The 21,931-nt window shown below is 59.3% G+C and carries 24 protein-coding genes; 23 read left to right on the top strand and 1 reads right to left on the bottom strand.

Annotated elements, in window-relative coordinates:
• Position 1 precedes the first annotated feature (1 nt).
• Both secF and D8U73_RS22285 read left to right on the top strand, forming a co-directional pair.
• Positions 2–916 (top strand): protein translocase subunit SecF, encoded by a 915-nt coding sequence (gene secF, locus D8U73_RS22290; RefSeq protein WP_056855158.1) that lies wholly within the window; start codon positions 2–4, stop codon positions 914–916.
• Positions 917–1,034: 118 nt separating this feature from the next.
• The gene (locus D8U73_RS22285) at positions 1,035–1,586 is read left to right on the top strand and encodes a glycine zipper 2TM domain-containing protein (protein ID WP_056855159.1); all 552 of its coding nucleotides are present in this window, start codon (positions 1,035–1,037) and stop codon (positions 1,584–1,586) included.
• A gap of 260 nt (positions 1,587–1,846) precedes the next feature.
• Here D8U73_RS22285 and suhB read toward each other — a convergent pair whose 3' ends face one another.
• Positions 1,847–2,665, bottom strand: coding sequence for an inositol-phosphate phosphatase (gene suhB / locus D8U73_RS22280; protein ID WP_056855160.1), 819 nt, complete (start codon positions 2,663–2,665; stop codon positions 1,847–1,849).
• Between the two features lie 146 nt (positions 2,666–2,811).
• Here suhB and trmJ point away from each other — a divergent pair, with 146 nt between their 5' ends.
• From trmJ to D8U73_RS22175, 21 genes are all read left to right on the top strand, one after another.
• Positions 2,812–3,582 carry a tRNA (cytosine(32)/uridine(32)-2'-O)-methyltransferase TrmJ gene (trmJ, locus tag D8U73_RS22275; RefSeq protein WP_130905816.1) on the top strand — a complete coding sequence of 257 codons (771 nt, stop codon included), beginning with the start codon at positions 2,812–2,814 and terminating at the stop codon, positions 3,580–3,582.
• A 2-nt stretch (positions 3,583–3,584) separates the two neighbouring features.
• Positions 3,585–4,361, top strand: coding sequence for a serine O-acetyltransferase (gene cysE / locus D8U73_RS22270; protein ID WP_007998676.1), 777 nt, complete (start codon positions 3,585–3,587; stop codon positions 4,359–4,361).
• A 264-nt stretch (positions 4,362–4,625) separates the two neighbouring features.
• A complete protein-coding gene (gene iscR / locus D8U73_RS22265) occupies positions 4,626–5,117 on the top strand; it encodes a Fe-S cluster assembly transcriptional regulator IscR (RefSeq protein ID WP_003227911.1) in 492 nt (163 codons plus the stop codon).
• 50 nt (positions 5,118–5,167) lie between these two features.
• Positions 5,168–6,382, top strand: a complete 1,215-nt coding sequence (locus tag D8U73_RS22260) for an IscS subfamily cysteine desulfurase (protein WP_008057730.1) — start codon at positions 5,168–5,170, stop codon at positions 6,380–6,382.
• 83 nt (positions 6,383–6,465) lie between these two features.
• A complete protein-coding gene (gene iscU / locus D8U73_RS22255; RefSeq protein WP_056721266.1) occupies positions 6,466–6,852 on the top strand; it encodes a Fe-S cluster assembly scaffold IscU in 387 nt (128 codons plus the stop codon).
• A 34-nt stretch (positions 6,853–6,886) separates the two neighbouring features.
• Complete coding sequence (iscA, locus tag D8U73_RS22250) at positions 6,887–7,210, top strand: iron-sulfur cluster assembly protein IscA (RefSeq protein ID WP_003227904.1); 324 nt, start codon at positions 6,887–6,889, stop codon at positions 7,208–7,210.
• 8 nt (positions 7,211–7,218) lie between these two features.
• Positions 7,219–7,740 (top strand): co-chaperone HscB, encoded by a 522-nt coding sequence (hscB, locus tag D8U73_RS22245; RefSeq protein ID WP_056855162.1) that lies wholly within the window; start codon positions 7,219–7,221, stop codon positions 7,738–7,740.
• A gap of 51 nt (positions 7,741–7,791) precedes the next feature.
• On the top strand, positions 7,792–9,654 hold the full coding sequence (gene hscA / locus D8U73_RS22240) for a Fe-S protein assembly chaperone HscA (protein WP_130905815.1): 1,863 nt from the start codon (positions 7,792–7,794) through the stop codon (positions 9,652–9,654).
• Positions 9,655–9,656: 2 nt separating this feature from the next.
• Positions 9,657–9,998 carry an ISC system 2Fe-2S type ferredoxin gene (gene fdx, locus D8U73_RS22235; protein WP_020795601.1) on the top strand — a complete coding sequence of 114 codons (342 nt, stop codon included), beginning with the start codon at positions 9,657–9,659 and terminating at the stop codon, positions 9,996–9,998.
• Between the two features lie 14 nt (positions 9,999–10,012).
• Positions 10,013–10,213 (top strand): Fe-S cluster assembly protein IscX, encoded by a 201-nt coding sequence (iscX, locus tag D8U73_RS22230; RefSeq protein ID WP_017123703.1) that lies wholly within the window; start codon positions 10,013–10,015, stop codon positions 10,211–10,213.
• A gap of 88 nt (positions 10,214–10,301) precedes the next feature.
• Positions 10,302–10,727: a nucleoside-diphosphate kinase gene (gene ndk, locus D8U73_RS22225; RefSeq protein WP_039765715.1), complete on the top strand. Its 426-nt coding sequence runs from the start codon at positions 10,302–10,304 to the stop codon at positions 10,725–10,727.
• A gap of 29 nt (positions 10,728–10,756) precedes the next feature.
• On the top strand, positions 10,757–11,899 hold the full coding sequence (rlmN, locus tag D8U73_RS22220) for a 23S rRNA (adenine(2503)-C(2))-methyltransferase RlmN (RefSeq protein ID WP_056855164.1): 1,143 nt from the start codon (positions 10,757–10,759) through the stop codon (positions 11,897–11,899).
• A 16-nt stretch (positions 11,900–11,915) separates the two neighbouring features.
• Entirely contained in the window at positions 11,916–12,674 is a 759-nt protein-coding gene (gene pilW, locus D8U73_RS22215) for a type IV pilus biogenesis/stability protein PilW (RefSeq protein WP_130905814.1), read from the top strand.
• A complete protein-coding gene (locus tag D8U73_RS22210; RefSeq protein ID WP_130905813.1) occupies positions 12,674–13,702 on the top strand; it encodes a RodZ family helix-turn-helix domain-containing protein in 1,029 nt (342 codons plus the stop codon). Before pilW ends, D8U73_RS22210 begins: the two co-directional genes overlap by 1 nt.
• A 3-nt stretch (positions 13,703–13,705) precedes the next feature.
• On the top strand, positions 13,706–14,815 hold the full coding sequence (gene ispG / locus D8U73_RS22205; RefSeq protein ID WP_003185136.1) for a flavodoxin-dependent (E)-4-hydroxy-3-methylbut-2-enyl-diphosphate synthase: 1,110 nt from the start codon (positions 13,706–13,708) through the stop codon (positions 14,813–14,815).
• A 22-nt stretch (positions 14,816–14,837) separates the two neighbouring features.
• Positions 14,838–16,127: a histidine--tRNA ligase gene (hisS, locus tag D8U73_RS22200; RefSeq protein WP_130905812.1), complete on the top strand. Its 1,290-nt coding sequence runs from the start codon at positions 14,838–14,840 to the stop codon at positions 16,125–16,127.
• 42 nt (positions 16,128–16,169) lie between these two features.
• Entirely contained in the window at positions 16,170–16,811 is a 642-nt protein-coding gene (locus D8U73_RS22195) for a tetratricopeptide repeat protein (protein WP_056855168.1), read from the top strand.
• A complete protein-coding gene (bamB, locus tag D8U73_RS22190; RefSeq protein ID WP_056855169.1) occupies positions 16,804–17,955 on the top strand; it encodes an outer membrane protein assembly factor BamB in 1,152 nt (383 codons plus the stop codon). The genes D8U73_RS22195 and bamB overlap by 8 nt, the downstream gene beginning before the upstream one ends.
• 139 nt (positions 17,956–18,094) lie before the next feature.
• Positions 18,095–19,564, top strand: coding sequence for a ribosome biogenesis GTPase Der (gene der / locus D8U73_RS22185; RefSeq protein WP_056855170.1), 1,470 nt, complete (start codon positions 18,095–18,097; stop codon positions 19,562–19,564).
• Positions 19,565–19,855: 291 nt separating this feature from the next.
• Positions 19,856–21,004, top strand: coding sequence for a pyridoxal phosphate-dependent aminotransferase (locus D8U73_RS22180; protein ID WP_130905811.1), 1,149 nt, complete (start codon positions 19,856–19,858; stop codon positions 21,002–21,004).
• Positions 20,992–21,783: an amidohydrolase gene (locus tag D8U73_RS22175; protein WP_130905810.1), complete on the top strand. Its 792-nt coding sequence runs from the start codon at positions 20,992–20,994 to the stop codon at positions 21,781–21,783. Before D8U73_RS22180 ends, D8U73_RS22175 begins: the two co-directional genes overlap by 13 nt.
• Positions 21,784–21,931: the final 148 nt, after the last annotated feature.

Below are 21,931 nucleotides of genomic sequence, written 5' to 3'. Positions count from 1 at the left end.
CATGTTACGTACAATCAACTTCATGGGCGTTCGCAACTTCGCGTTCGGCGTCACATTGTTCCTTACCGTGCTGGCCTTGTTCAGCGTCGCCACCAAGGGCATGAACTGGGGTCTGGACTTCACCGGCGGTACGCTCATCGAGCTGACCTACGAGCGTCCGGCCGACGTCACCAAGGTGCGTGAACAGCTGGTGACTGCCGGCTATCACGAAGCCATCGTGCAAAACTTCGGTGCGACCACCGATCTGCTGGTGCGTATGCCTGGCGAAGACCCGCAACTGGGGCACCAGGTCGCCGAGGCCTTGCAGAAGGTCGGTGGCGAGAACCCGGCAACGGTCAAGCGTGTCGAGTTCGTCGGCCCCCAGGTGGGTGAAGAGCTGCGCGACCAGGGCGGCCTTGGCATGCTGATGGCGCTGGGCGGCATCCTGATCTACCTGGCTTTCCGCTTTCAGTGGAAGTTTGCGGTCGGTGCGATCGTTTCGCTGATCCACGACGTGATCGTGACCATCGGTATCCTGTCGTTCTTCCAGATCACCTTCGATCTGACGGTACTGGCGGCGGTATTGGCGATCATCGGTTACTCGCTCAACGACACCATCGTGGTATTCGACCGGGTTCGTGAGAACTTCCGGGTCCTGCGCAAGGCCAACCTGATCGAGAACATCAACATCTCGACCACGCAAACCCTGCTGCGGACCATGGCGACGTCGATCTCCACCTTGCTGGCGATCGCAGCATTGCTGTTCTTCGGTGGCGACAACCTGTTCGGCTTCTCCATTGCCCTGTTCATCGGTGTGCTGGCGGGTACCTACTCGTCGATCTACATCGCCAACGTGGTGCTGATCTGGCTGAACCTGAGCACTGAAGACCTGATTCCTCCGGCGAATACCGAGAAGGAAGTCGACGACCGTCCATAACGGCCATCGTTTCCAGCTGTCAGCCGAAAAAGGCGCGAGTTGAACTCGCGCCTTTTTTTATGCTCCAAGGCTGGGAGAAGCGCGGACATGTTCCGCGGGTGATGGTCAGGAGGTTCATGTGAACAAGTCGATGCTGGTTGGTGCGGTATTGGGTGCTGTCGGTGTGACTGCCGGGGGTGCTGTGGCCACCTACAGCCTGGTTAAAGATAACGGTCCTGAGTACGCGCAAGTACTCGCTGTTGAGCCGGTGAAGACTCAAATCAAGACTCCACGTGAAGTGTGCAAGGACGTCACGGTCACCCGGCAAGCGCCGGTGAAAGATCAACACCAGATCGCCGGTACAGTGGTAGGTGCGCTGGCAGGCGGTTTGCTGGGTAACCAGATCGGCGGCGGCACTGGCAAGAAGATTGCCACGGTTGCGGGCGCGGTCGGTGGTGGTTATGCCGGTAACAAGGTTCAGGAGGGCATGCAGGAGCGTGACACCTACACCACGACCCAAACCCGTTGTAATACGGTGAATGACATCAGCGACAAGGTTGTGGGTTACGACGTGCGTTATTCGCTGGACGGCAAGGAAGGCAAGGTGCGCATGGATCGCGATCCAGGCAACCAGATCCCTGTGGATAAAGAGGGCAAGTTGGTCTTGTCGGAGAATCAGGCGGCTCAGTGAAGCGCTGAGGTCGGTTAAAAAAGAAGCACCCTGCGGGGTGCTTTTTTTGTGCCCGGGATTTATGCAGCACCGCAATCCCCTGTAGGAGCGAGCCTGCTCGCGAAAAACCCAAGGACGCCGCGTTTATCCAGAATTCCCGCGTTATCGTTGACGACCATCGCGAGCAGGCTCGCTCCTACAGAGGGTTGTGGTGTTTTTGAGGGATGAATTCCAGGCATAAAAAAAGCACCCTGCAGGGTGCTTTTTCTGTCGCGGGAAGCTTAGCGCTTCAGCGAGGCGGGCAGGTGCGGCTGGATGGCCGTCAAAACTGCCTTGAAGCATTTGGTGTTACCGGCAACGACGTGGCCTTTTTCAAGGAAGTCGTGACCACCGGTGAAGTCGCTCACCAGGCCGCCTGCTTCCTGAATCAGCAGGGCGCCTGCCGCCATGTCCCACTCGGACAGGCCCGACTCCCAGAACGCATCGAAACGGCCGGCGGCTACATAGGCCAGGTCCAGGCTCGCCGAACCGGCACGGCGGATGCCGGCAGTCTGGCCCACCAGGGCGCGGAACATGCCCAGGTAGTTGTCGAGGTTGTCCATCTGGTCGTCACGGAATGGGAAGCCGGTACCCAGCAGGGCGCCGTCCAGGCTGGTGCGGCCGCTGACGCGCAGGCGACGACCGTTCAGTTGAGCGCCGCGACCACGGCTGGCGGTGAATTCTTCCTGGCGAACCGGGTCCAGAACAACAGCGTGCTCAAGACGACCGCGGTATTTGCAGGCGATGCTGACAGCGAAGTGAGGAATGCCGCGCAGGAAGTTGGTGGTGCCGTCCAGTGGATCGATGATCCACAGGTACTCTTCGCCTTCGATGCCGGTGCCGGCGTGCAGGCCGGTTTCTTCACCCAGGATCGAGTGATTCGGGTAAGCCTTGCGCAGCGCGTCGATGATTTTCTGTTCGGCGGCGCGATCTACCTCGGATACGTAATCCTTGGCGTCTTTTTCGTCGACCTTGATGGTATCCAGGCGCTCGATGGAGCGGAAGATCAATTCACTGGCGCTGCGGGCGGCGCGCAGCGCGATATTCAGCATGGGCTGCATGGATGTGTCACCTAAGGTTGTTAAAGAAAGCCGGGCATTCTATCAGAAAGTTTCTACAGGAGAAGGACGACGTTCGCTTTCATGGCTTAACGGTAGGATGAGCTGTAAGATTCTGCTCCCGATTATTGTGTTCGAGAGCGCCTCCCTTGCTGCAAAACATTCGTGTCGTCCTGGTCAATACCAGCCATCCGGGCAATATCGGCGGGGCTGCGCGTGCCATGAAGAACATGGGCCTGTCGCGGCTGGTGCTGGTCGAGCCTCGTCTGTTCCCGCATCACGAAGCCGACGCCCGTGCTTCCGGTGCCGGTGACATCCTTGAAAACGCGCAAGTCGTCGCCACTTTGGAAGATGCCCTGGTCGGCTGCAATCTGGTGCTGGGCACCAGCGCCCGTGATCGTCGGATTCCATGGCCGCTGCTCGATCCCCGCGAATGTGGGGCGAAAGTGGTCGAGGAAGCCGGGCAGGGCGCGGAAATCGCCCTGGTGTTCGGGCGTGAAGATTCCGGCCTGACCAACGAAGAGCTGCAGCGATGTCATTATCACGTGCACATCCCCTCAGACCCTGAGTTCAGTTCGCTGAACCTTGGGGCGGCGGTGCAGGTGTTGAGTTATGAAGTGCGCATGGCCTGGCTGGCCGCGCAAGGTCAGCCGACCAAGGTCGAGAAGGAAGAAGTGGCTTCCGTCAAAAGCGCCGAGCTGGCAACGATGGATGAGCTTGAGCGGTTCTATGAGCACCTGGAGCAAACCCTGGTGAGCATCGAGTTTCTCGACCCGGAAAAGCCACGGCACTTGATGGCGCGCCTGCGCCGGTTGTACGGTCGCAGCTCGGTTAGCCGGGCGGAAATGAATATTTTGCGTGGCATCCTCACGGAAACCCAGAAAGCGGCCCGTGGTGAGCTTCTTAAGCGGAAGGATTAATGATGTTCGAGCGTTTGCGTGAAGATATCCAGAGTGTTTTCCATCGTGACCCGGCGGCGCGTAACGCTTTTGAAGTCCTGACGTGCTACCCCGGCATGCATGCGATCTGGATTCACCGTTTGTCGGCAATGCTGTGGCGTGCGGACCTGAAATGGCTGGCGCGGCTGGTGTCGAACTTCGGTCGCTGGTTGACCGGGATCGAGATTCATCCGGGTGCCAAGGTCGGGCGTCGCTTCTTCATTGACCACGGCATGGGCATCGTCATTGGCGAAACCGCTGAGATTGGCGATGACGTGACCATTTATCAGGGTGTGACCCTCGGTGGTACCAGCTGGAACAAAGGCAAGCGCCACCCGACGCTGGGTGATGGTGTCGTTGTCGGCGCCGGCGCCAAGGTGCTTGGCCCGTTCACTGTCGGTGCCGGTGCCAAGGTCGGCTCCAACGCCGTGGTGACCAAAGAGGTTCCACCGGGCGCTACGGTGGTGGGTATTCCGGGGCGAATCATCGTCAAACCCGACGAAGAACAGGACGCCAAGCGCAAGGCCATGGCCGAGAAAATCGGCTTCGATGCCTACGGCGTGACCGAAGACATGCCGGACCCGGTGGCTCGCGCCATCAATCAGTTGCTCGATCACCTGCAGGCAGTCGACGGTCGTCTGGAGGGCATGTGCGGGGCGTTGAAGGATCTGGGCAGCAATTACTGTGCGAAAGATCTGCCTGAACTGCGCGAAGAAGACTTCGCCTGTGTGAAGGACAAGGATCAGAGTCAGGCTAGCTGAACCGAGTCAATTTCATCGCGGGCAAACCCGCTCCCACAAGGTCTCCGGTGAGGCGCCGATTGTGTGAGCGCCCACAATCCCTGTGGGAGCGGGCTTGCCCGCGATGAACGATAACGCGCAATTGCTGGCTGTAACCGGTCAGCCTTTGCTATGATGCGGCCGCTCTTTTGCGGGTAAACCTGACTAAAGTACTAGGTCTTATAGTTGACTTAAATACTCGGGAATTGCATACTCGCCCCATTCCGAACTCCGTGGTAAACGTCCATGCGACTGACTACAAAAGGCCGATACGCTGTGACCGCCATGCTCGATCTGGCGTTGCACGCGCAGCACGGGCCCGTGTCCCTGGCCGATATCTCCGAGCGCCAAGGCATCTCCCTGTCCTACCTCGAACAGCTGTTTGCCAAGTTGCGCCGCAGCAATCTGGTGTCCAGCGTCCGCGGTCCGGGCGGTGGCTACCAATTGTCCCGCGACATGCAGGGCATCCAGGTCGCCCAGGTGATCGATGCGGTAAACGAATCGGTCGATGCAACCAAATGCCAGGGCCAGGGTGATTGCCATTCCGGTGACACTTGCCTGACTCACCACTTGTGGTGCGACCTGAGCCTGCAGATCCACGAATTTCTGAGCGGTATCAGCTTGGCTGACCTTGTGACTCGCCGTGAGGTGCAAGAAGTAGCCCAGCGTCAGGATCAACGCCGTTGCAACAGCAAGGCGCCACGCCTGGACAAGATTGAAGCGTCCGCCGTCGAATGACAGCCACAGAGCTAACGGCGCGCCAGCCAGCCTGATTTAGGAGATAGTCCATGAAATTGCCGATTTACCTTGATTACTCTGCGACTACCCCGGTTGATCCGCGTGTCGCGCAAAAGATGAGTGAATGCCTGCTGGTCGACGGAAACTTCGGTAACCCGGCGTCCCGTTCCCACGTGTTCGGCTGGAAAGCTGAAGAGTCCGTCGAAAACGCCCGTCGTCAGGTGGCCGACCTGGTCAACGCCGACCCGCGTGAAATCGTCTGGACCTCTGGCGCCACTGAGTCCGACAACCTGGCAATCAAGGGTGCGGCACATTTCTACGCCACCAAAGGCAAGCACCTGATCACCACCAAGATTGAGCACAAGGCTGTCCTCGACACCATGCGCCAACTGGAGCGTGAAGGCTTCGAAGTCACCTACATCGAGCCTCGCACCGATGGCCTGGTCACGCCTGAGATGATCGAAGCCGAATTGCGCGACGACACCATCCTGGTGTCGGTCATGCACGTGAACAACGAAATCGGCACCATCAACGACATCGCAGCGATCGGCGAACTGCTCCGTTCCAAGGGCATCCTGTTCCACGTCGACGCCGCTCAGTCCACCGGCAAGGTCGAAATCGACCTGCAGAAACTGAAAGTCGACATGATGTCGTTCTCCGCCCACAAGACCTACGGTCCTAAAGGCATCGGCGCCCTGTACGTAAGCCGCAAGCCGCGTGTTCGCATCGAAGCGACCATGCACGGCGGCGGTCACGAGCGCGGCATGCGTTCGGGTACCCTGGCGACCCACCAGATCGTCGGCATGGGTGAAGCTTTCCGTGTGGCCAAGGAAGACATGGCTGCCGAGAACGTGCGCATCAAAGCCTTGAGCGACCGTTTCTACAAGCAGGTCGAGCATCTGGAAGAGCTGTACGTCAACGGCAGCCTGACTGCCCGCGTTCCGCACAACCTGAACCTGAGCTTCAACTACGTTGAAGGCGAGTCGCTGATCATGGCGCTCAAGGATCTGGCGGTTTCGTCCGGTTCGGCCTGCACCTCGGCATCGCTGGAGCCTTCGTACGTACTGCGCGCCCTGGGCCGCAACGACGAACTGGCACACAGCTCGATCCGCTTCACCTTCGGCCGCTTCACCACCGAAGAAGAAATCGATTACGCCGCGCAGAAAGTTTGCGAGGCCGTTACCAAGCTGCGCGCTCTGTCGCCGCTGTGGGACATGTACAAAGACGGTGTCGACATTTCGAAAATCGAGTGGGCGGCACACTGATTTCAAGTCGCCGCGAACCGGCCCCGCGAACTTCGGTTACGGGGCTCAAAGAGCGACTCTCTGATGAGTGAGGATTAAGAATCATGGCTTACAGCGAAAAGGTCATCGACCACTACGAAAACCCGCGCAACGTCGGCAAGATGGACGCGCAGGATCCTGATGTCGGCACCGGCATGGTCGGCGCGCCGGCTTGCGGCGACGTCATGCGCCTGCAGATCAAGGTCAACGACGCCGGCATCATCGAAGATGCCAAGTTCAAGACCTATGGCTGCGGTTCGGCTATCGCTTCCAGCTCCCTCGCCACCGAGTGGATGAAAGGCAAGACCCTGGACGAAGCAGAAACCATCAAGAACACTCAGCTGGCTGAAGAACTGGCCCTGCCGCCAGTGAAAATTCACTGCTCCGTACTCGCTGAAGACGCTATCAAAGCGGCCGTTCGCGACTACAAGCAGAAGAAAGGCTTGATCTGATTTTCGAGTTTTGGCGACGAGTAAGGAGTCACCGATGGCTATCAGCATGACAGAAGCGGCTGCTCGACACGTGCGGCGCTCCCTCGACGGGCGCGGCAAAGGTGAAGGGATTCGTCTGGGTGTTCGCACCACAGGCTGTTCCGGCCTTGCCTACGTGCTGGAGTTTGTCGACGAGGTGGTTGCAGAGGACCAGGTGTTCGAAAGTCACGGCGAAAAAGTGATCATCGACCCGAAAAGCCTGGCCTATCTGGACGGCACCGAGCTCGATTTCGTCAAGGAAGGGTTGAACGAAGGCTTCAAGTTCAACAACCCCAACGTACGCGGTGAATGTGGCTGCGGCGAAAGCTTCAACATCTGAGGCTTGCCGTGGGTACTCCTTGTCACTTCGCTTTATTTGAGCTGCAACCGAGTTTCGATCTGGACCTCGATCAGCTGGCTACGCGCTACCGTGAGTTGGCGCGCAGCGTTCATCCGGACCGTTTCGCTGATGCTTCCGAGCGTGAGCAGCGGCTGGCGCTAGAGCAATCCGCGAGCCTCAACGAGGCCTACCAGACGCTCAAGAATCCGCCCAAGCGCGCGCGTTACCTGCTCGCCTTGAATGGTGGCGAGCTGCCGCTGGAGGTCACGGTGCATGATCCGGAGTTTCTTCTGCAACAGATGGAGTTGCGTGAAGAGCTCGAAGACCTGCAGGACAGCGCCGACCTCAATGGGGTTGCCGTCTTCAAGCGTCGCCTGAAAGCTGCCCAGGATGAACTGAACCAACGCTTCTCGGCTTGCTGGAACGATGCCGCGCAACGTGAACAGGCCGAACGCCTGATGCGGCGCATGCAGTTCCTCGACAAGCTCACCTACGAAGTGCGCCAGCTGGAAGAGCGCCTCGACGATTAACCCAGTGCCGCTCCGGTCGCACGCCTGATATACAGATAAGTCCTGATAACGATGGCCCTACTGCAGATCGCCGAACCCGGCCAAAGTCCTCAACCGCACCAGCGTCGTCTGGCTGTGGGGATCGACTTGGGCACTACCAATTCGCTGGTCGCTGCATTGCGCAGTGGTCTTTCCGAGCCGCTTGCCGACGCAGAGGGGCGGGTCATCCTGCCGTCTGCCGTGCGCTATCACGCTGATCGCGTCGAAGTGGGCGAGTCCGCCAAACTGGCGGCCGCTACCGATCCCCTGAACACTGTGCTGTCGGTCAAGCGCTTGATGGGTCGTGGTCTGTCCGACGTCAAGCAATTGGGCGACCAGCTGCCGTACCGCTTTGTCGGCGGCGAGTCGCACATGCCGTTCATCGACACGATCCAGGGCCCGAAAAGCCCGGTCGAAGTCTCCGCCGATATCCTCAAGGTCCTGCGTCAGCGCGCTGAAGCGACCCTCGGTGGCGAACTGGTCGGTGCGGTGATCACCGTTCCGGCCTATTTCGACGATGCGCAGCGTCAAGCGACCAAGGATGCGGCCAAGCTGGCCGGTCTGAACGTGCTGCGTTTGCTCAACGAGCCGACCGCAGCCGCTGTGGCTTACGGCCTGGACCAGCATGCCGAAGGCCTGGTCGCCATTTACGACCTGGGCGGCGGTACCTTCGATATTTCGATTCTGCGCCTGACCGGCGGTGTTTTCGAAGTGCTGGCCACTGGCGGCGACAGTGCCCTGGGCGGCGATGACTTCGACCATGCCATCGCTGGCTGGATCATCGAGAGCGCCGGCTTGTCCGCCGATCTCGATCCGGGCGCGCAACGCAATTTGCTGCAAACCGCCTGTGCCGCAAAAGAAGCGCTGACCGGTGCTGCGGCTGTCGAAGTCACGTATGGCGACTGGAAAGCCGAGCTGACCCGCCAAGCGTTCAATGCGCTGATCGAGCCGATGGTTGCGCGCAGTCTGAAAGCCTGCCGCCGCGCTGTTCGCGATTCCGGTATCGAACTGGAAGATGTGCATGCCGTGGTCATGGTCGGTGGTTCGACTCGCGTTCCCCGCGTACGCGAAGCCGTCGCCGAAGCCTTTGGCCGGCAGCCCCTGACTGAAATCGACCCGGATCAAGTGGTCGCCATTGGTGCTGCGATCCAGGCCGATACCCTGGCCGGCAACAAGCGTGACGGCGGCGAATTGCTGCTGCTGGACGTGATTCCGTTGTCCCTGGGGCTGGAAACCATGGGTGGCCTGATGGAGAAGGTGATTCCACGCAATACCACCATCCCCGTCGCTCGTGCACAGGACTTCACCACTTATAAAGACGGCCAGTCGGCCATGGCGATCCACGTGTTGCAGGGCGAGCGCGAGCTGATCAGCGACTGCCGCTCCCTGGCACGCTTCGAGCTGCGCGGTATTCCAGCGATGGTTGCCGGTGCAGCGAAGATTCGCGTGACTTTCCAGGTCGATGCCGACGGTCTGCTCAGTGTCTCGGCTCGCGAGCTGGGTTCGGGCGTTGAGGCGAGCATCCAGGTCAAGCCGTCCTACGGCCTGACCGACGGCGAAATCGCCAAAATGCTCAAGGACTCGTTCCAGCACGCCAATGATGACAAGGTTGCCCGCGTGCTGCGTGAGCAGCAGGTCGATGCCCAGCGCCTGATCGAAGCGGTGCAGGCTGCTCTGGAAGCTGACGGCGAGCGTTTGCTCGACGCCGAAGAGCGCATGGTCATCGATGCGCAGGTGCAGGAACTGACTGAACTGATGAAAGGTACCGATGGTTATGCCATCGAGCAGCAGACCAAGCGTCTGTCGCAAGTGACCGATGCCTTTGCTGCCCGCCGCCTGGACTCGACGGTGAAAGCCGCGCTGGCGGGGCGCAACCTGAATGAGATTGAGGAATAACGATGCCGCAGGTCATTTTTCTGCCACACGAGAAGTTCTGCCCTGAAGGCATGGTAGTCGAGGCCGAACCCGGCATCTCGATTCTCGAACTGGCCCACGAGCACCACATCGAGATGGAAAGCGCTTGCGGTGGCGTTTGCGCCTGCACCACCTGCCACTGCATCATCCGCGAAGGTTTCGACTCGCTGGAAGAGGCTGATGAGCTGGAAGAAGATTACCTCGACAAGGCCTGGGGTCTTGAGCGTGAGTCCCGCCTGGGGTGTCAGGCCAAGGTCGGTACCGAAGACCTGACCGTCGAAATTCCGAAATACTCGCTCAACCACGCAGCCGAAGCGCCGCATTGATTCAAGGAATTGTCATGAGTCTCAAGTGGACTGATGTGCTGGAAATCGCCATCCAGCTGGCTGAAAGCAAGCCCGATGTGGACCCTATGTCGGTCAACTTCGTCGATCTGCGCAAATGGGTGATGGAATTGCCCGAGTTCGACGACAAGCCTGAGCATTGTGGCGAGAAGATCCTGGAGGCCATTCAGGCCCACTGGATCGAAGAACGCGACTGAGCCACGCTGCAGGTTAGGCAATACCCAAGAACCCGCGTATAATTCGCGGGTTTAATTTTTCGCAAATTACCGTTTCTGGAGTTACACCATGGCTGTTCAACGTACTTTCTCCATCATCAAGCCTGACGCCGTTGCTAAAAACGTGATCGGCAAGATCACCACTCGCTTCGAAGACGCTGGCCTGCGCGTTGTAGCTTCGAAACTGAAGCAACTGTCCAAAGCCGAAGCCGAAGGCTTCTACGCTGAGCACAGCGCTCGTGGTTTCTTCGGTGACCTGGTTGCCTTCATGACTTCCGGTCCGGTTGTCGTTCAGGTTCTGGAAGGCGAAAACGCTATCGCTCGCAACCGTGAGCTGATGGGCGCTACCAACCCTAAAGAAGCAGCTCCTGGCACCATCCGTGCTGACTTCGCTGAATCGATCGACGCCAACGCTGTTCACGGTTCGGACTCCGAAGCCGCTGCTGCTCGCGAAATCGCATACTTCTTCGCAGCTACTGAAGTAACCACTCGCTAAGCATTGGCTTAAAGAGTGAAGGTGAATCCATGACTACATCGACTGTAAAAACCAACCTGCTGGGGCTGACTCAACAGGAAATGGAAAAATTCTTCGACTCAATCGGGGAGAAGCGTTTCCGTGCCGGTCAGGTAATGAAATGGATTCACCACTTTGGCGTCGATGATTTCGACGCCATGACGAACGTCAGCAAGGCCTTGCGCGAAAAGCTCAAGGCTGTTGCTGAGGTCCGTGGTCCGGAAGTGGTCAGCGAGGACATCTCCAGCGACGGCACCCGTAAGTGGGTGGTGCGCGTGGCGTCCGGCAGCTGCGTCGAGACCGTGTACATTCCCCAGGGCAAACGCGGCACCTTGTGCGTTTCGTCCCAGGCAGGCTGTGCCCTGGATTGCAGTTTCTGCTCCACCGGCAAGCAAGGCTTCAATAGCAACCTCACCGCCGCCGAAGTCATCGGCCAGGTGTGGATTGCCAACAAATCCTTTGGCAGCGTCCCGGCGACCGTCGACCGTGCCATCACCAACGTGGTGATGATGGGCATGGGTGAGCCGCTGCTGAACTTCGACAACGTCATCGCTGCCATGCACCTGATGATGGATGACCTGGGCTACGGCATTTCCAAGCGCCGTGTGACCCTGTCGACCTCCGGTGTGGTGCCGATGATCGATGAGCTGTCCAAGCACATCGACGTCTCCCTGGCGTTGTCCCTGCACGCACCGAATGACGCATTGCGTAACCAATTGGTGCCGATCAACAAGAAATATCCGCTTAAGATGCTCCTCGAGTCGTGCCAGCGCTACATGTCGTCCCTGGGCGAGAAGCGCGTGCTGACCATCGAGTACACCTTGCTCAAGGACGTCAACGACAAGGTCGAGCACGCGGTCGAGATGATCGAGTTGCTGAAGAACATTCCGTGCAAGATCAACCTGATCCCGTTCAACCCGTTCCCGCATTCCGGGTACGAGCGGCCGAGCAACAACGCTATTCGCCGGTTCCAGGATCAGCTTCATCATGCCGGCTTCAATGTCACCGTCCGCACCACCCGTGGTGAAGACATCGACGCCGCCTGTGGTCAGTTGGTAGGGCAGGTGCTGGATCGCACCCGTCGCAGCGAACGTTATATCGCCGTGCGTGAACTCAGCGCCGACAACGATATGGCGCAGAACGCCGCGAAATAACCAAGAGAGGATCTCTATGTCCCTGCGCTTTGCGCTGCTTTTGCTGTTGGCCAGCCTGTGTGCTGGCTGCGTGCTTTCGGGCGATTACAACCCGATGAAGACCAGCAAAGGCCGTGATGAAGCGCGGGCCGCCTATGTGCAACTGGGCATTGGTTACCTGCAGCAAGGCATGACCGAGCGCGCCAAGGTCCCGTTGAAAAAAGCGCTGGAACTCGACAGCGCCGACCCTGATGCCAATGCTGCGCTGGGGCTGGTGTTTCAGGCCGAAATGGAGCCCGAGCTGGCCGACGAGCATTTTCGCAAAGCGCTGGCTTCTCGTCCCGCCGACGCGCGAATCCTCAATAATTACGGCAGCTTTCTGTTCGAGCAAAAACGCTATAAAGAAGCCTACGAGCGCTTCGAGCAGGCCGCCGCCGATACCCTGTATCCTGAGCGTTCGCGAGTGTTCGAGAACCTGGGCATGACGGCTTCAATGCTCGGCCAGCGTGAGTTGGCCCAGCAGCAACTGGAAAAAGCCTTGCGTTTGAACCGCCAACAACCACGCGCATTGCTGGAAATGGCTGAGTTGTCTTACGAAGACAGGCATTATGTGCCCGCGCGTGACTATTACGACCGTTTTAGCCAGCTCACAGAGCAAAATGCACGTAGTCTATTGCTCGGCGTTCGGCTGGCAAAAGTGTTTGAAGATCGCGACAAGGCAGCCAGTTATGGCCTGCAATTAAAACGACTCTATCCCGGTACACCGGAATATCAGCAATACCTGTCGGAGCAATGATGAAAGCGGCGCATCCCGAAGTTGTAGCAGCGAATCGCGTTAACCCCGGTGAGACCTTGCGCCAGGCCCGCGAAAGCAATGGCTGGTCGCTGGCCGAAGTGGCTCTCAAGCTCAACCTCACCGTCAATTCCCTGAGCAATCTGGAAGCCGGTGAGTTCGACAAGCTGCCTGGGCACACCTTCGCCCGTGGCTATATTCGCGCCTATGCCAAATTGCTCGGCATGGACCAGGCCGTTCTGGTTCAGCAATTCGACCAATCCACCGGTACCGACTCCCAAGGCAGCAGCGTACATAGCCTGGGTCGAATCGAAGAGCCGGTGCGGGTTTCCCATACCATTTTGCGCATCGTCAGCCTGTTGTTGCTGGTGGCGGTGATTGGCGGTGGGTTTGTCTGGTGGCAGGATCAAACCTCGTTGCGCACCAAGGACCTGATCGGCCTCACTCCGGAACACGTTGAAGTCGAAGGCGCCGATGGCACCACCCAGATTCATCCGCTGGATGAGCCGGAAGACCAGGCTGTGGCGCAAGGGCAGGCCGAAGGCGAGACTGCTCTGGCATTGCCGCAGGCCGAAACCTCGGCTGAGGTGCCGGCTGAAACCCCGGCAACCGCACCCGCTGCTCCGACTGCTACAACGCCTGCCGCGCCTGCGCATAATGCCGCCCCGGTTGTCGCCACACCGGCCACGCCAGCCCCTGCAGTCCCTGTCGTTCCAGCGCCGGTCGTGACTGCCCCGGTCGTGCCGAGCACGCCAGCACCCGCCCCGGTGGCTGCGGCTCCTGTTGCCGGTCAAGGCCAGGTGCAAATTCAGTTCACGGCTGATTGCTGGACGCAAGTGACCGACGGTGGCGGTAAAGTGCTGTTCAGTGGTCTCAAGCGTAAAGGCGACAATGTTTCCGTCAGCGGCAAACCGCCGTTCGCTGTACGTCTGGGTTATGCCCGTGGCGCGCAGGTCAATTACAACGGTCAGGCGGTTGATGTTGCTCCGTTCACCAGTGGCGAGACTGCTCGCCTGAAGTTGGGTCAATAAGTCATGCACGGCGAATCTCCAATCAAACGTCGCGAATCGCGCAAGATCTGGGTCGGTAACGTTCCTGTTGGCGGCGATGCGCCCATCGCTGTGCAGAGCATGACCAACAGCGATACCAACGATGTCGCGGCCACCGTTGCCCAGATCAATCGTCTGGAAGCGGCCGGTGTCGACATCGTGCGGGTTTCCGTCCCGGACATGGACGCTGCCGAAGCGTTCGGCAAGATCAAGCAACTGGTCAAAGTGCCGTTGGTTGCCGACATCCACTTCGATTACCGGATCGCATTGCGCGTAGCCGAACTCGGTGTCGACTGCCTGCGAATCAACCCGGGCAACATCGGTCGTGAAGACCGCGTGCGCGCAGTGGTCGATGCCGCCCGTGATCGCGGGATTCCGATCCGCATCGGCGTCAACGCCGGTTCCCTGGAAAAAGACCTGCAAAAGAAATACGGCGAGCCGACCCCGGCTGCACTGGTCGAATCGGCCTTGCGCCACGTCGAGCACCTTGAACGCCTGAACTTCCAGGACTTCAAGGTCAGCGTGAAAGCCTCCGACGTGTTCATGGCCGTCGAAGCCTACCGCCTGCTGGCCAAGGAAATCGTCCAGCCGCTGCACCTGGGCATCACCGAAGCCGGTGGTTTGCGTTCCGGCACAGTGAAATCTGCCGTGGGCCTCGGTATGCTGCTCGCCGAAGGGATTGGCGATACTATCCGCATCTCGTTGGCGGCCGACCCGGTCGAGGAAGTGAAGGTCGGCTACGACATTCTCAAATCCCTGCACCTGCGTTCCCGTGGCATCAACTTCATCGCCTGCCCGAGCTGCTCGCGGCAGAACTTCGATGTGGTCAAGACCATGAACGAGCTGGAAGGGCGTCTCGAAGACTTGCTGGTGCCGCTGGATGTCGCGGTCATCGGATGCGTGGTCAACGGTCCGGGTGAAGCCAAGGAAGCCCATATCGGCTTGACTGGCGGCACGCCAAACCTGATCTACATCGACGGCAAGCCGTCGCAGAAACTGACGAATGACAATCTGGTGGATGAGCTTGAACGCTTGATCCGCCAGAAAGCGGCCGAAAAGGTCGAAGCTGACGCTGCCGTTATTGCGCGCGGCTGACGAACGAATTTAAGGATTTATAGTGAGCAAGTCTCTGCAAGCCATTCGTGGCATGAACGACATCCTGCCCGAACAGACGCCCCTGTGGCGTCATTTCGAAGGCACCGTTTCGCGTTTGCTGGATAACTACGGTTACAAGCAGATCCGCATGCCGATCGTCGAGTTCACCGAGCTGTTCAAGCGCTCCATCGGTGAAGTGACCGACATCGTCGAAAAAGAGATGTACACCTTCGACGACCGTAACGGCGATTCCCTGACTCTGCGTCCTGAAGGCACGGCAGCGTGCGTGCGTGCAGTGCTCGAGCACGGCATCACTGGCGGTGGCCAGGTACAGAAGCTCTGGTACATCGGCCCGATGTTCCGCCACGAGCGTCCGCAGAAAGGCCGTTATCGCCAGTTCCACCAGATTGGTGTCGAAGTGTTCAACCTCGACGGTCCGGACATCGATGCCGAGCTGATCGTGCTGACCTGGCGCCTGTGGGGTGAGCTGGGCATCCGTGATGCGGTCAAGCTCGAGCTCAACAGCCTGGGCACCAGCGAGTCCCGTGGTCGTTATCGCGAAGCACTGGTCGAGTTCCTGTCCGGGCATCTGGACAAGCTGGACGAAGACAGCCAGCGCCGCCTGAAGACCAATCCGCTGCGGGTCCTGGACACCAAGAACGCCGACACACAGGCGATTCTGGTCGATGCGCCGAAGATGGCCGACTACCTCGACGATGAGTCTCGCATGCACTTCGAGGGCCTCAAGGCTCGCCTGGACGCCGCCGGCATTCCTTATGTGATCAACCCGAAGCTGGTTCGCGGGCTGGACTACTACAGCAAGACCGTTTTCGAATGGGTCACCGACAAACTCGGCGCCCAGGGCACCGTGTGTGCCGGTGGTCGTTACGACGGCCTGGTCGAGCAGATGGGCGGCAAGCCTACTGCCGGCGTCGGTTTCGCCATGGGCATCGAGCGTCTGGTGCTGTTGCTGGAAACCCTGGAGCAGATCCCGGCTGAGATCGCCCGTCAGGTCGACGTCTACCTCTGCGCCTTCGGCGAAGAAGCCGAACTGGCCGGCCTGGCCCTGGCAGAACGTGTGCGCGATCAATTACCCAACCTGCGTCTGCAAGTGAATGCCGGCGCCGGCAGTTTCAAAAGCCAGTTCAAGAAAGCCGACAAGAGCGGTGCGCTGTATGCATTGATCCTCGGCGACGACGAGATGGCCCAGCAAGTGGTAGGTTTCAAACCCCTGCGTGGCCAGGGCGAACAACAAAGCATTGCCTGGGATGCGCTTGCGGATCACCTGGCCACCTGCGTCGTGCAGGGTTGAAGCTGTCTTAAACAGCCGAATTAGCGATTAAGGAGTATTGGGGTGTCGAGTACCGAAGACGAAAATTTGGCGGATTTGAAGGATTGGTGGTCACGCAACGGCAAGCCCCTGGTCACTGGTGGCCTGTTGGCGCTGGTCATCGTGTTCGGCTGGCAGGCGTTCCAGAAGTATCAGAGCAACCAGTCGCAAGGCGCCTCGATGCTCTATCAGCAATTGCTGGAAACCACGCTGACGCCTGACGGCAAGCCTGATGCGGCGCGTGTTTCCGATCTCGCCGGCAAGCTCAACAGCGAATTCGCCGGCAGCGCCTACGCGCAGTACGGCAGCCTGTTCGTGGCGAAAGTCGCGGTCGACAGCGGCAAGCTCGATGACGCAGCCAGCGAACTGAAAGCCATTGTTGCCAAGCCTGCCAACCCGGCGCTGGGCGAAATCGCCCGTCAACGCCTGGCCCAGGTGCTGGCCGCGCAGAACAAGGTCGATGAAGCCCTGAAACTGCTCGAAGGCGATGCCGACAAGGCGTTCCTGGCCACTCGTGAAGAACTCAAGGGTGACCTGCTGGTGCAGTTGGGTCGTACCGATGAAGCACACGCGGCGTATCAAAAAGCCAAGGCGGCACTGTCGGATGAAGCGGCGGTCGGTGGCCTACAAATCAAGCTGGACGACCTGGCCAAAGGGGATGCGTGACGTGATCCGTTGGAAACATGCAGCATTGCTGGCCCTGGCCATTCTGGCCGCGGGTTGCAGCAGCAACAGCAAGAAAGAATTGCCACCGGCCGAGTTGACTGACTTCAAAGAAGAAGTGGTCCTGCAGAAACAGTGGAGTCGTTCGATCGGTGACGGTCAGGGCGAAACCTACAACATGCTGGTACCAGCAGTCGAAGGCGATACCATCTATGCCGCCGACGTGACCGGTGTGGTGATGGCACTGGATCGCAGCAACGGCGACGTCAAGTGGAAGAAAGATCTCGAACTGCCTGTTTCCGGCGCCGTTGGTGTAGGTTACGGTCTGCTGACGATTGGTACGACCAAGGGTGAAATCGTTGCCCTCGACGCCATCAACGGCGAAGAGAAATGGCGCGCTCGCGTGTCCAGCGAAGTTCTTGCACCACCTGCCAACAACGGCGACGTTGTGGTGGTTCAGACCCAGGATGATCGTCTGATCGGTCTGGATGCCGCGACCGGCAACCAGCGCTGGTTGTATGACAGCACACCTGCGGTGCTGACCCTGCGTGGCACCAGTGCGCCGATCGTAACCAACCGCCTCGCGGTGGCTGGCCTGTCGACCGGTAAAGTGGTTGCTCTGGATATTTCCAACGGCGTGCCGGTGTGGGAACAGCGTGTAGCGGTCCCGCAAGGTCGTTCGGAACTGGAGCGTGTTGTCGACATCGACGGCGGCTTGCTGCTGTCCGGCGGTACTTTGTATGTCGCCAGCTACCAGGGTCGCGTTGCGGCACTGGACCTGGAAAGCGGTCGTCAGCTCTGGCAGCGTGATGCTTCCAGCTATGCCGGTGTCGCCCAGGGTTTCGGTACCGTGTATGTGAGCCTGTCTTCGGGCACCGTTGAAGGCGTCGACGAGCGTTCCACCACCGCATTGTGGAGCAACGACTCGCTGGCCCGCCGTCAACTGTCGGCTCCGGAAGTGTTCTCCAGCTACGTTGCAGTCGGTGACCTGGAAGGTTACCTGCACTTGCTGAGTCAGGTGGACGGTCGTTTCGTCGGCCGCGAGCGCATCGACAGCGACGGCCTTCGCGCTCGTCCGCTGGTGGTGGGTGACACGATTTATGTATATGGCAACAGCGGCAAACTGGAAGCCCTGACCATTAAGTAAAGGTTTGACTATGCTTGGGGTTAATCCCCAAGCGGCCCCGTTTTGCGGGGCTCGCAGCGCTTACAGGCGCTGCCCCGAGCACCAGCCGCTGCCTCGCAGCGGCTTTTGTATTTTCTGAAATAACGAAGTGGAGAGCCGCATGGTTCCCGTAATCGCCCTGGTGGGCCGACCGAACGTCGGCAAGTCCACCTTGTTCAACCGCCTGACCAGGACTCGCGACGCCATCGTCGGCGACTTGTCCGGTCTGACCCGTGATCGCCAATACGGTGAGGCCAAGTGGCAAGGGCGTTCCTACATTCTGGTCGACACCGGTGGTATCTCCGGTGACGAGCACGGTATGGACGAAAAAATGGCCGAGCAGTCGCTGCTGGCCATTGAAGAAGCGGATGTTGTTCTGTTCCTGGTAGATGCCAAGGCCGGTTTCACCGCCGCCGACCAGATGATCGCCGAGCATTTGCGCAAACGTAACAAGCGTTCCTACGTGGTTGCCAACAAGGTCGACAACATCGACCCTGAAATGGCCCGCGCCGAATTCGCTCCGTTGGGCATGGGCCACGCGATTCCGATCGCCGGTGCTCATGGCCGTGGCATCACCCAGATGCTGGAAATCGCCCTGAGCGACTTCCCGAAAGACGAAGAAGAGCCGGAAGAAGGCGAGGAAGAGATCGTTGCCGAAGGCGAGGAAGCCAAGCGCATTCCTGGCCCAAGCGAAAAAGACGGAATCAAGATCGCCATCATCGGCCGTCCGAACGTCGGCAAGTCGACCCTGGTCAACCGCATGCTCGGTGAAGACCGGGTCATCGTCTACGACCAGCCCGGCACCACCCGTGACAGCATCTACATCCCGTTCGAGCGTAACGACGAGAAGTACACACTGATCGACACCGCGGGTGTGCGCAAGCGCGGCAAGATCCACGAAGAAGTCGAAAAGTTCTCCGTGGTCAAAACCCTGCAAGCGATCAAAGACGCCAACGTGGTGATCTTCGTGATGGACGCCCGCGAAGGCGTGGTCGATCACGACCTCAATCTGCTGGGCTTCGCCATTGAGTCGGGTCGGGCACTGGTTATCGCGATCAACAAGTGGGACGGCATGACGCCGAGCGAGCGCGACTTCGTGAAGGTCGAGCTGCAGCGTCGACTGTTCTTCGTTGACTACGCCGACATCCACTTCATTTCGGCACTGCACGGCACGGGCGTGGGCAACCTCTACGCATCCGTACAGAATTCGTTCAAGTCCGCAGTCACCCGCTGGCCAACCAACCGCCTGACCCAGATTCTGGAAGATGCAGTTGGCGAGCACGCGCCGCCGATGGTCAACAACCGCCGGATCAAGCTGCGCTATGCGCACTTGGGTGGTGCCAACCCGCCGATCATCGTGATCCACGGTAACCAGATCGAGAAAGTACCGAAGTCGTATGTGCGCTATCTGGAGAACACTTACCGCCGTGTCCTGAAACTGGTCGGTACGCCGATCCGTATCGAGTTCAAGGGCGGCGAGAACCCGTACGAAGGCAACAAGAACTCGCTCACCGACCGCCAGGTCAACAAGAAGCGTCGCTTGATGTCACACCACAAGAAGGCCGACAAGAAACGCCGCGACAAGCGTTGATTCAGGCCAGCCCACACATATGTGTGTGGGCACTCTGTGGCGAGGGAGCTTGCTCCCGCTCGGCTGCGCAGCAGTCGCAAAAACAGTCGATGCGTTTAATCTGAGCATTCTCGGTTGCTGATCTTGGGACCGCTTCGCGGTCCAGCGGGAGCAAGCTCCCTCGCCACAGGTTTGGTGGTGATCAATTGAAGAAGGGCGTCTTTAAGGCGCCCTTTTTCATGCCTGCCGTTTGGGCTATCCTCGGGCTCTCCCGCGCCGTCGTAGAGCCGGGTGTAGAGCAGGGAATCACCGATGATCACCAGCAAGCTGCCGAATGTCGGCATCACTATCTTCACTCAGATGTCTCAGCTCGCGGCGCAAACCGGGGCCATCAATCTGTCCCAGGGTTTCCCTGATTTCGCTGCCCCGCAGGCCCTGTGCGATGCAGTCGGGCGTCACGTTGCCAATGGGCATAACCAGTATTCACCGATGACCGGGCTGCCCGCACTGCGTCAGCAAGTGGCGGCGAAGATTGCTCGCAGTTATGGCGTGCATGTCGATGCCGACAACGAAGTGACCATCACTCCTGGTGCTACCCAAGCGATCTTCTGCGCGATTCAGGCCGTTATCCACAGCGGCGACGAAGTGATCGTTTTCGATCCGTGCTACGACAGTTACGAGCCGTCGGTGGAGCTGGCCGGTGGTCGTTGCGTGCATGTGCAGCTCGGACTGAATGACTTCTCTATCGATTTCCAGAAACTGGCTGAAGCCATTACGCCGCGCACGCGGATGATTGTGCTGAACACTCCGCACAACCCGAGCGGCGCGTTGATCAACCGTGCCGAGCTGGATCAGCTGGCGAATTTGATCCGTGATCGCGATATCTATCTGGTCAGCGACGAAGTCTATGAACACTTGGTGTTTGACGGCGTACCCCACGTCAGTGTGCTCAATCATGAAGAGCTGTATCAACGTGCGTTTGTGGTCAGCTCGTTCGGCAAGACCTACCACGTTACCGGCTGGAAAACCGGCTATGTAGTCGCGCCACCGGCGCTGACGGCGGAGCTGCGCAAGGTTCACCAATACGTGAGTTTCTGCGGTGTGACGCCGCTGCAGTACGCATTGGCTGATTTCATGGCCGAGCAGCCGCAACACGTCGAAGAGCTTCCGGCGTTCTATCAGGCCAAGCGCGACCTGTTCTGCGATCTGCTTTCGCCGTCGCGCTTCAGTTTCACCCGGGTAGCCGGCACCTATTTCCAGTTGGTTGATTACTCGCAGATTCGTCCGGATCTCAATGACGTCGAGATGGCGTTGTGGATGACCCGAGAGCATGGCGTGGCGAGTATTCCGATCTCGGTGTTCTACCAAACGCCCCCCGTCGGCCAACGCTTGGTGCGGCTATGTTTTGCCAAACGCGAGGAGACCCTGCGTGAAGCAGCGGAAAAACTATGCGTGATCTGAGTGCTCTGCCGAATCTGACCGTCGCGCTGATCCAGACGACGTTGGCTTGGCATGATCGCCAGGTCAACCTGGAGCATTTCGAGCGATTGCTGGAGCAGGCCCGCGGAGCTGACTTGATCATCCTGCCGGAAATGTTCACTACCGGTTTCTCCATGGAATCGCAAACCTTGGCCGAGCCGGAAAATGGCCCGACCAGCCAGTGGCTACGAACTCAGGCGGCGAAGCTAGAGGCGGTTATCACCGGCAGCGTGATCGTGCAGGCGGCCGATGGCAGCCACCGCAATCGTCTGTTGTGGGCGCGGCCGGACGGTGAAGTGTTGCATTACGACAAGCGCCACCTGTTCCGCATGGCCGGTGAGCACAACCACTACACGCCGGGTGAGCGTCAGGTGCAGTTCGAGCTCAAGGGCTGGCGCGTGCGGCCGCTGATTTGCTATGACCTGCGCTTCCCGGTGTGGAGCCGCGATGCTCAGGATACTGACCTGCTGCTCTACACCGCCAACTGGCCGGGGGCACGTCGTCAGCACTGGAATCGGTTGTTGCCGGCACGGGCGATCGAGAACCTGTGCTACGTGGCGGCGGTGAATCGCATCGGCACCGATGGCAAGGGTTTCGCGTATACCGGCGACAGTCAGGTGCTGGATTTCCAGGGCGAGACGTTGCTCAGTGCGGGGGAGGCGGATGGGGTGTTCACGGTAGTGCTGGATGCGGCGGGACTGGCGGCGTATCGGCAGCGGTTTCCGGCGAATCTGGATGCGGACACTTTCGAGTTCACCTGATATTGACAGATCGTTTCCAAGCTCTACGTGGGAATGCAGCCTTGGACGCTCTGCGTCCCATTTCTGCAGCCGGAACGCGGAGCGTCCCTTGAAGCATTCCCACGCAGAGCGTGGGAACGATCAACAACCCCCGGTACCTTTCGATCGT

The organism is Pseudomonas sp. Sample_22 (assembly GCF_004307635.1).
In the GTDB taxonomy this organism is placed as follows: domain Bacteria; phylum Pseudomonadota; class Gammaproteobacteria; order Pseudomonadales; family Pseudomonadaceae; genus Aquipseudomonas.
The sequence above is the reverse complement of the archived record's forward strand: the minus strand, read 5'-3'. Positions and strand labels throughout refer to the sequence as shown.

Excerpts from the sequence above, each read along its gene's own strand:
- D8U73_RS22180 (WP_130905811.1), top strand. The coding sequence starts at position 19,856 with ATGATCACCAGCAAGCTGCCGAATGTCGGCATCACTATCTTCACTCAG.
- D8U73_RS22260 (WP_008057730.1), top strand. The coding sequence starts at position 5,168 with ATGAAATTGCCGATTTACCTTGATTACTCTGCGACTACCCCGGTTGAT.
- cysE (WP_007998676.1), top strand. The coding sequence starts at position 3,585 with ATGTTCGAGCGTTTGCGTGAAGATATCCAGAGTGTTTTCCATCGTGAC.
- D8U73_RS22175 (WP_130905810.1), top strand. The coding sequence starts at position 20,992 with ATGCGTGATCTGAGTGCTCTGCCGAATCTGACCGTCGCGCTGATCCAG.
- ispG (WP_003185136.1), top strand. The coding sequence starts at position 13,706 with ATGCACGGCGAATCTCCAATCAAACGTCGCGAATCGCGCAAGATCTGG.
- bamB (WP_056855169.1), top strand. The coding sequence starts at position 16,804 with ATGCGTGACGTGATCCGTTGGAAACATGCAGCATTGCTGGCCCTGGCC.
- iscR (WP_003227911.1), top strand. The coding sequence starts at position 4,626 with ATGCGACTGACTACAAAAGGCCGATACGCTGTGACCGCCATGCTCGAT.
- ndk (WP_039765715.1), top strand. The coding sequence starts at position 10,302 with ATGGCTGTTCAACGTACTTTCTCCATCATCAAGCCTGACGCCGTTGCT.
- secF (WP_056855158.1), top strand. The coding sequence starts at position 2 with ATGTTACGTACAATCAACTTCATGGGCGTTCGCAACTTCGCGTTCGGC.
- D8U73_RS22210 (WP_130905813.1), top strand. The coding sequence starts at position 12,674 with ATGAAAGCGGCGCATCCCGAAGTTGTAGCAGCGAATCGCGTTAACCCC.
- iscX (WP_017123703.1), top strand. The coding sequence starts at position 10,013 with ATGAGTCTCAAGTGGACTGATGTGCTGGAAATCGCCATCCAGCTGGCT.
- rlmN (WP_056855164.1), top strand. The coding sequence starts at position 10,757 with ATGACTACATCGACTGTAAAAACCAACCTGCTGGGGCTGACTCAACAG.
- hscA (WP_130905815.1), top strand. The coding sequence starts at position 7,792 with ATGGCCCTACTGCAGATCGCCGAACCCGGCCAAAGTCCTCAACCGCAC.
- der (WP_056855170.1), top strand. The coding sequence starts at position 18,095 with ATGGTTCCCGTAATCGCCCTGGTGGGCCGACCGAACGTCGGCAAGTCC.
- suhB (WP_056855160.1), bottom strand. The coding sequence starts at position 2,665 with ATGCAGCCCATGCTGAATATCGCGCTGCGCGCCGCCCGCAGCGCCAGT.
- iscU (WP_056721266.1), top strand. The coding sequence starts at position 6,466 with ATGGCTTACAGCGAAAAGGTCATCGACCACTACGAAAACCCGCGCAAC.
- pilW (WP_130905814.1), top strand. The coding sequence starts at position 11,916 with ATGTCCCTGCGCTTTGCGCTGCTTTTGCTGTTGGCCAGCCTGTGTGCT.
- fdx (WP_020795601.1), top strand. The coding sequence starts at position 9,657 with ATGCCGCAGGTCATTTTTCTGCCACACGAGAAGTTCTGCCCTGAAGGC.
- iscA (WP_003227904.1), top strand. The coding sequence starts at position 6,887 with ATGGCTATCAGCATGACAGAAGCGGCTGCTCGACACGTGCGGCGCTCC.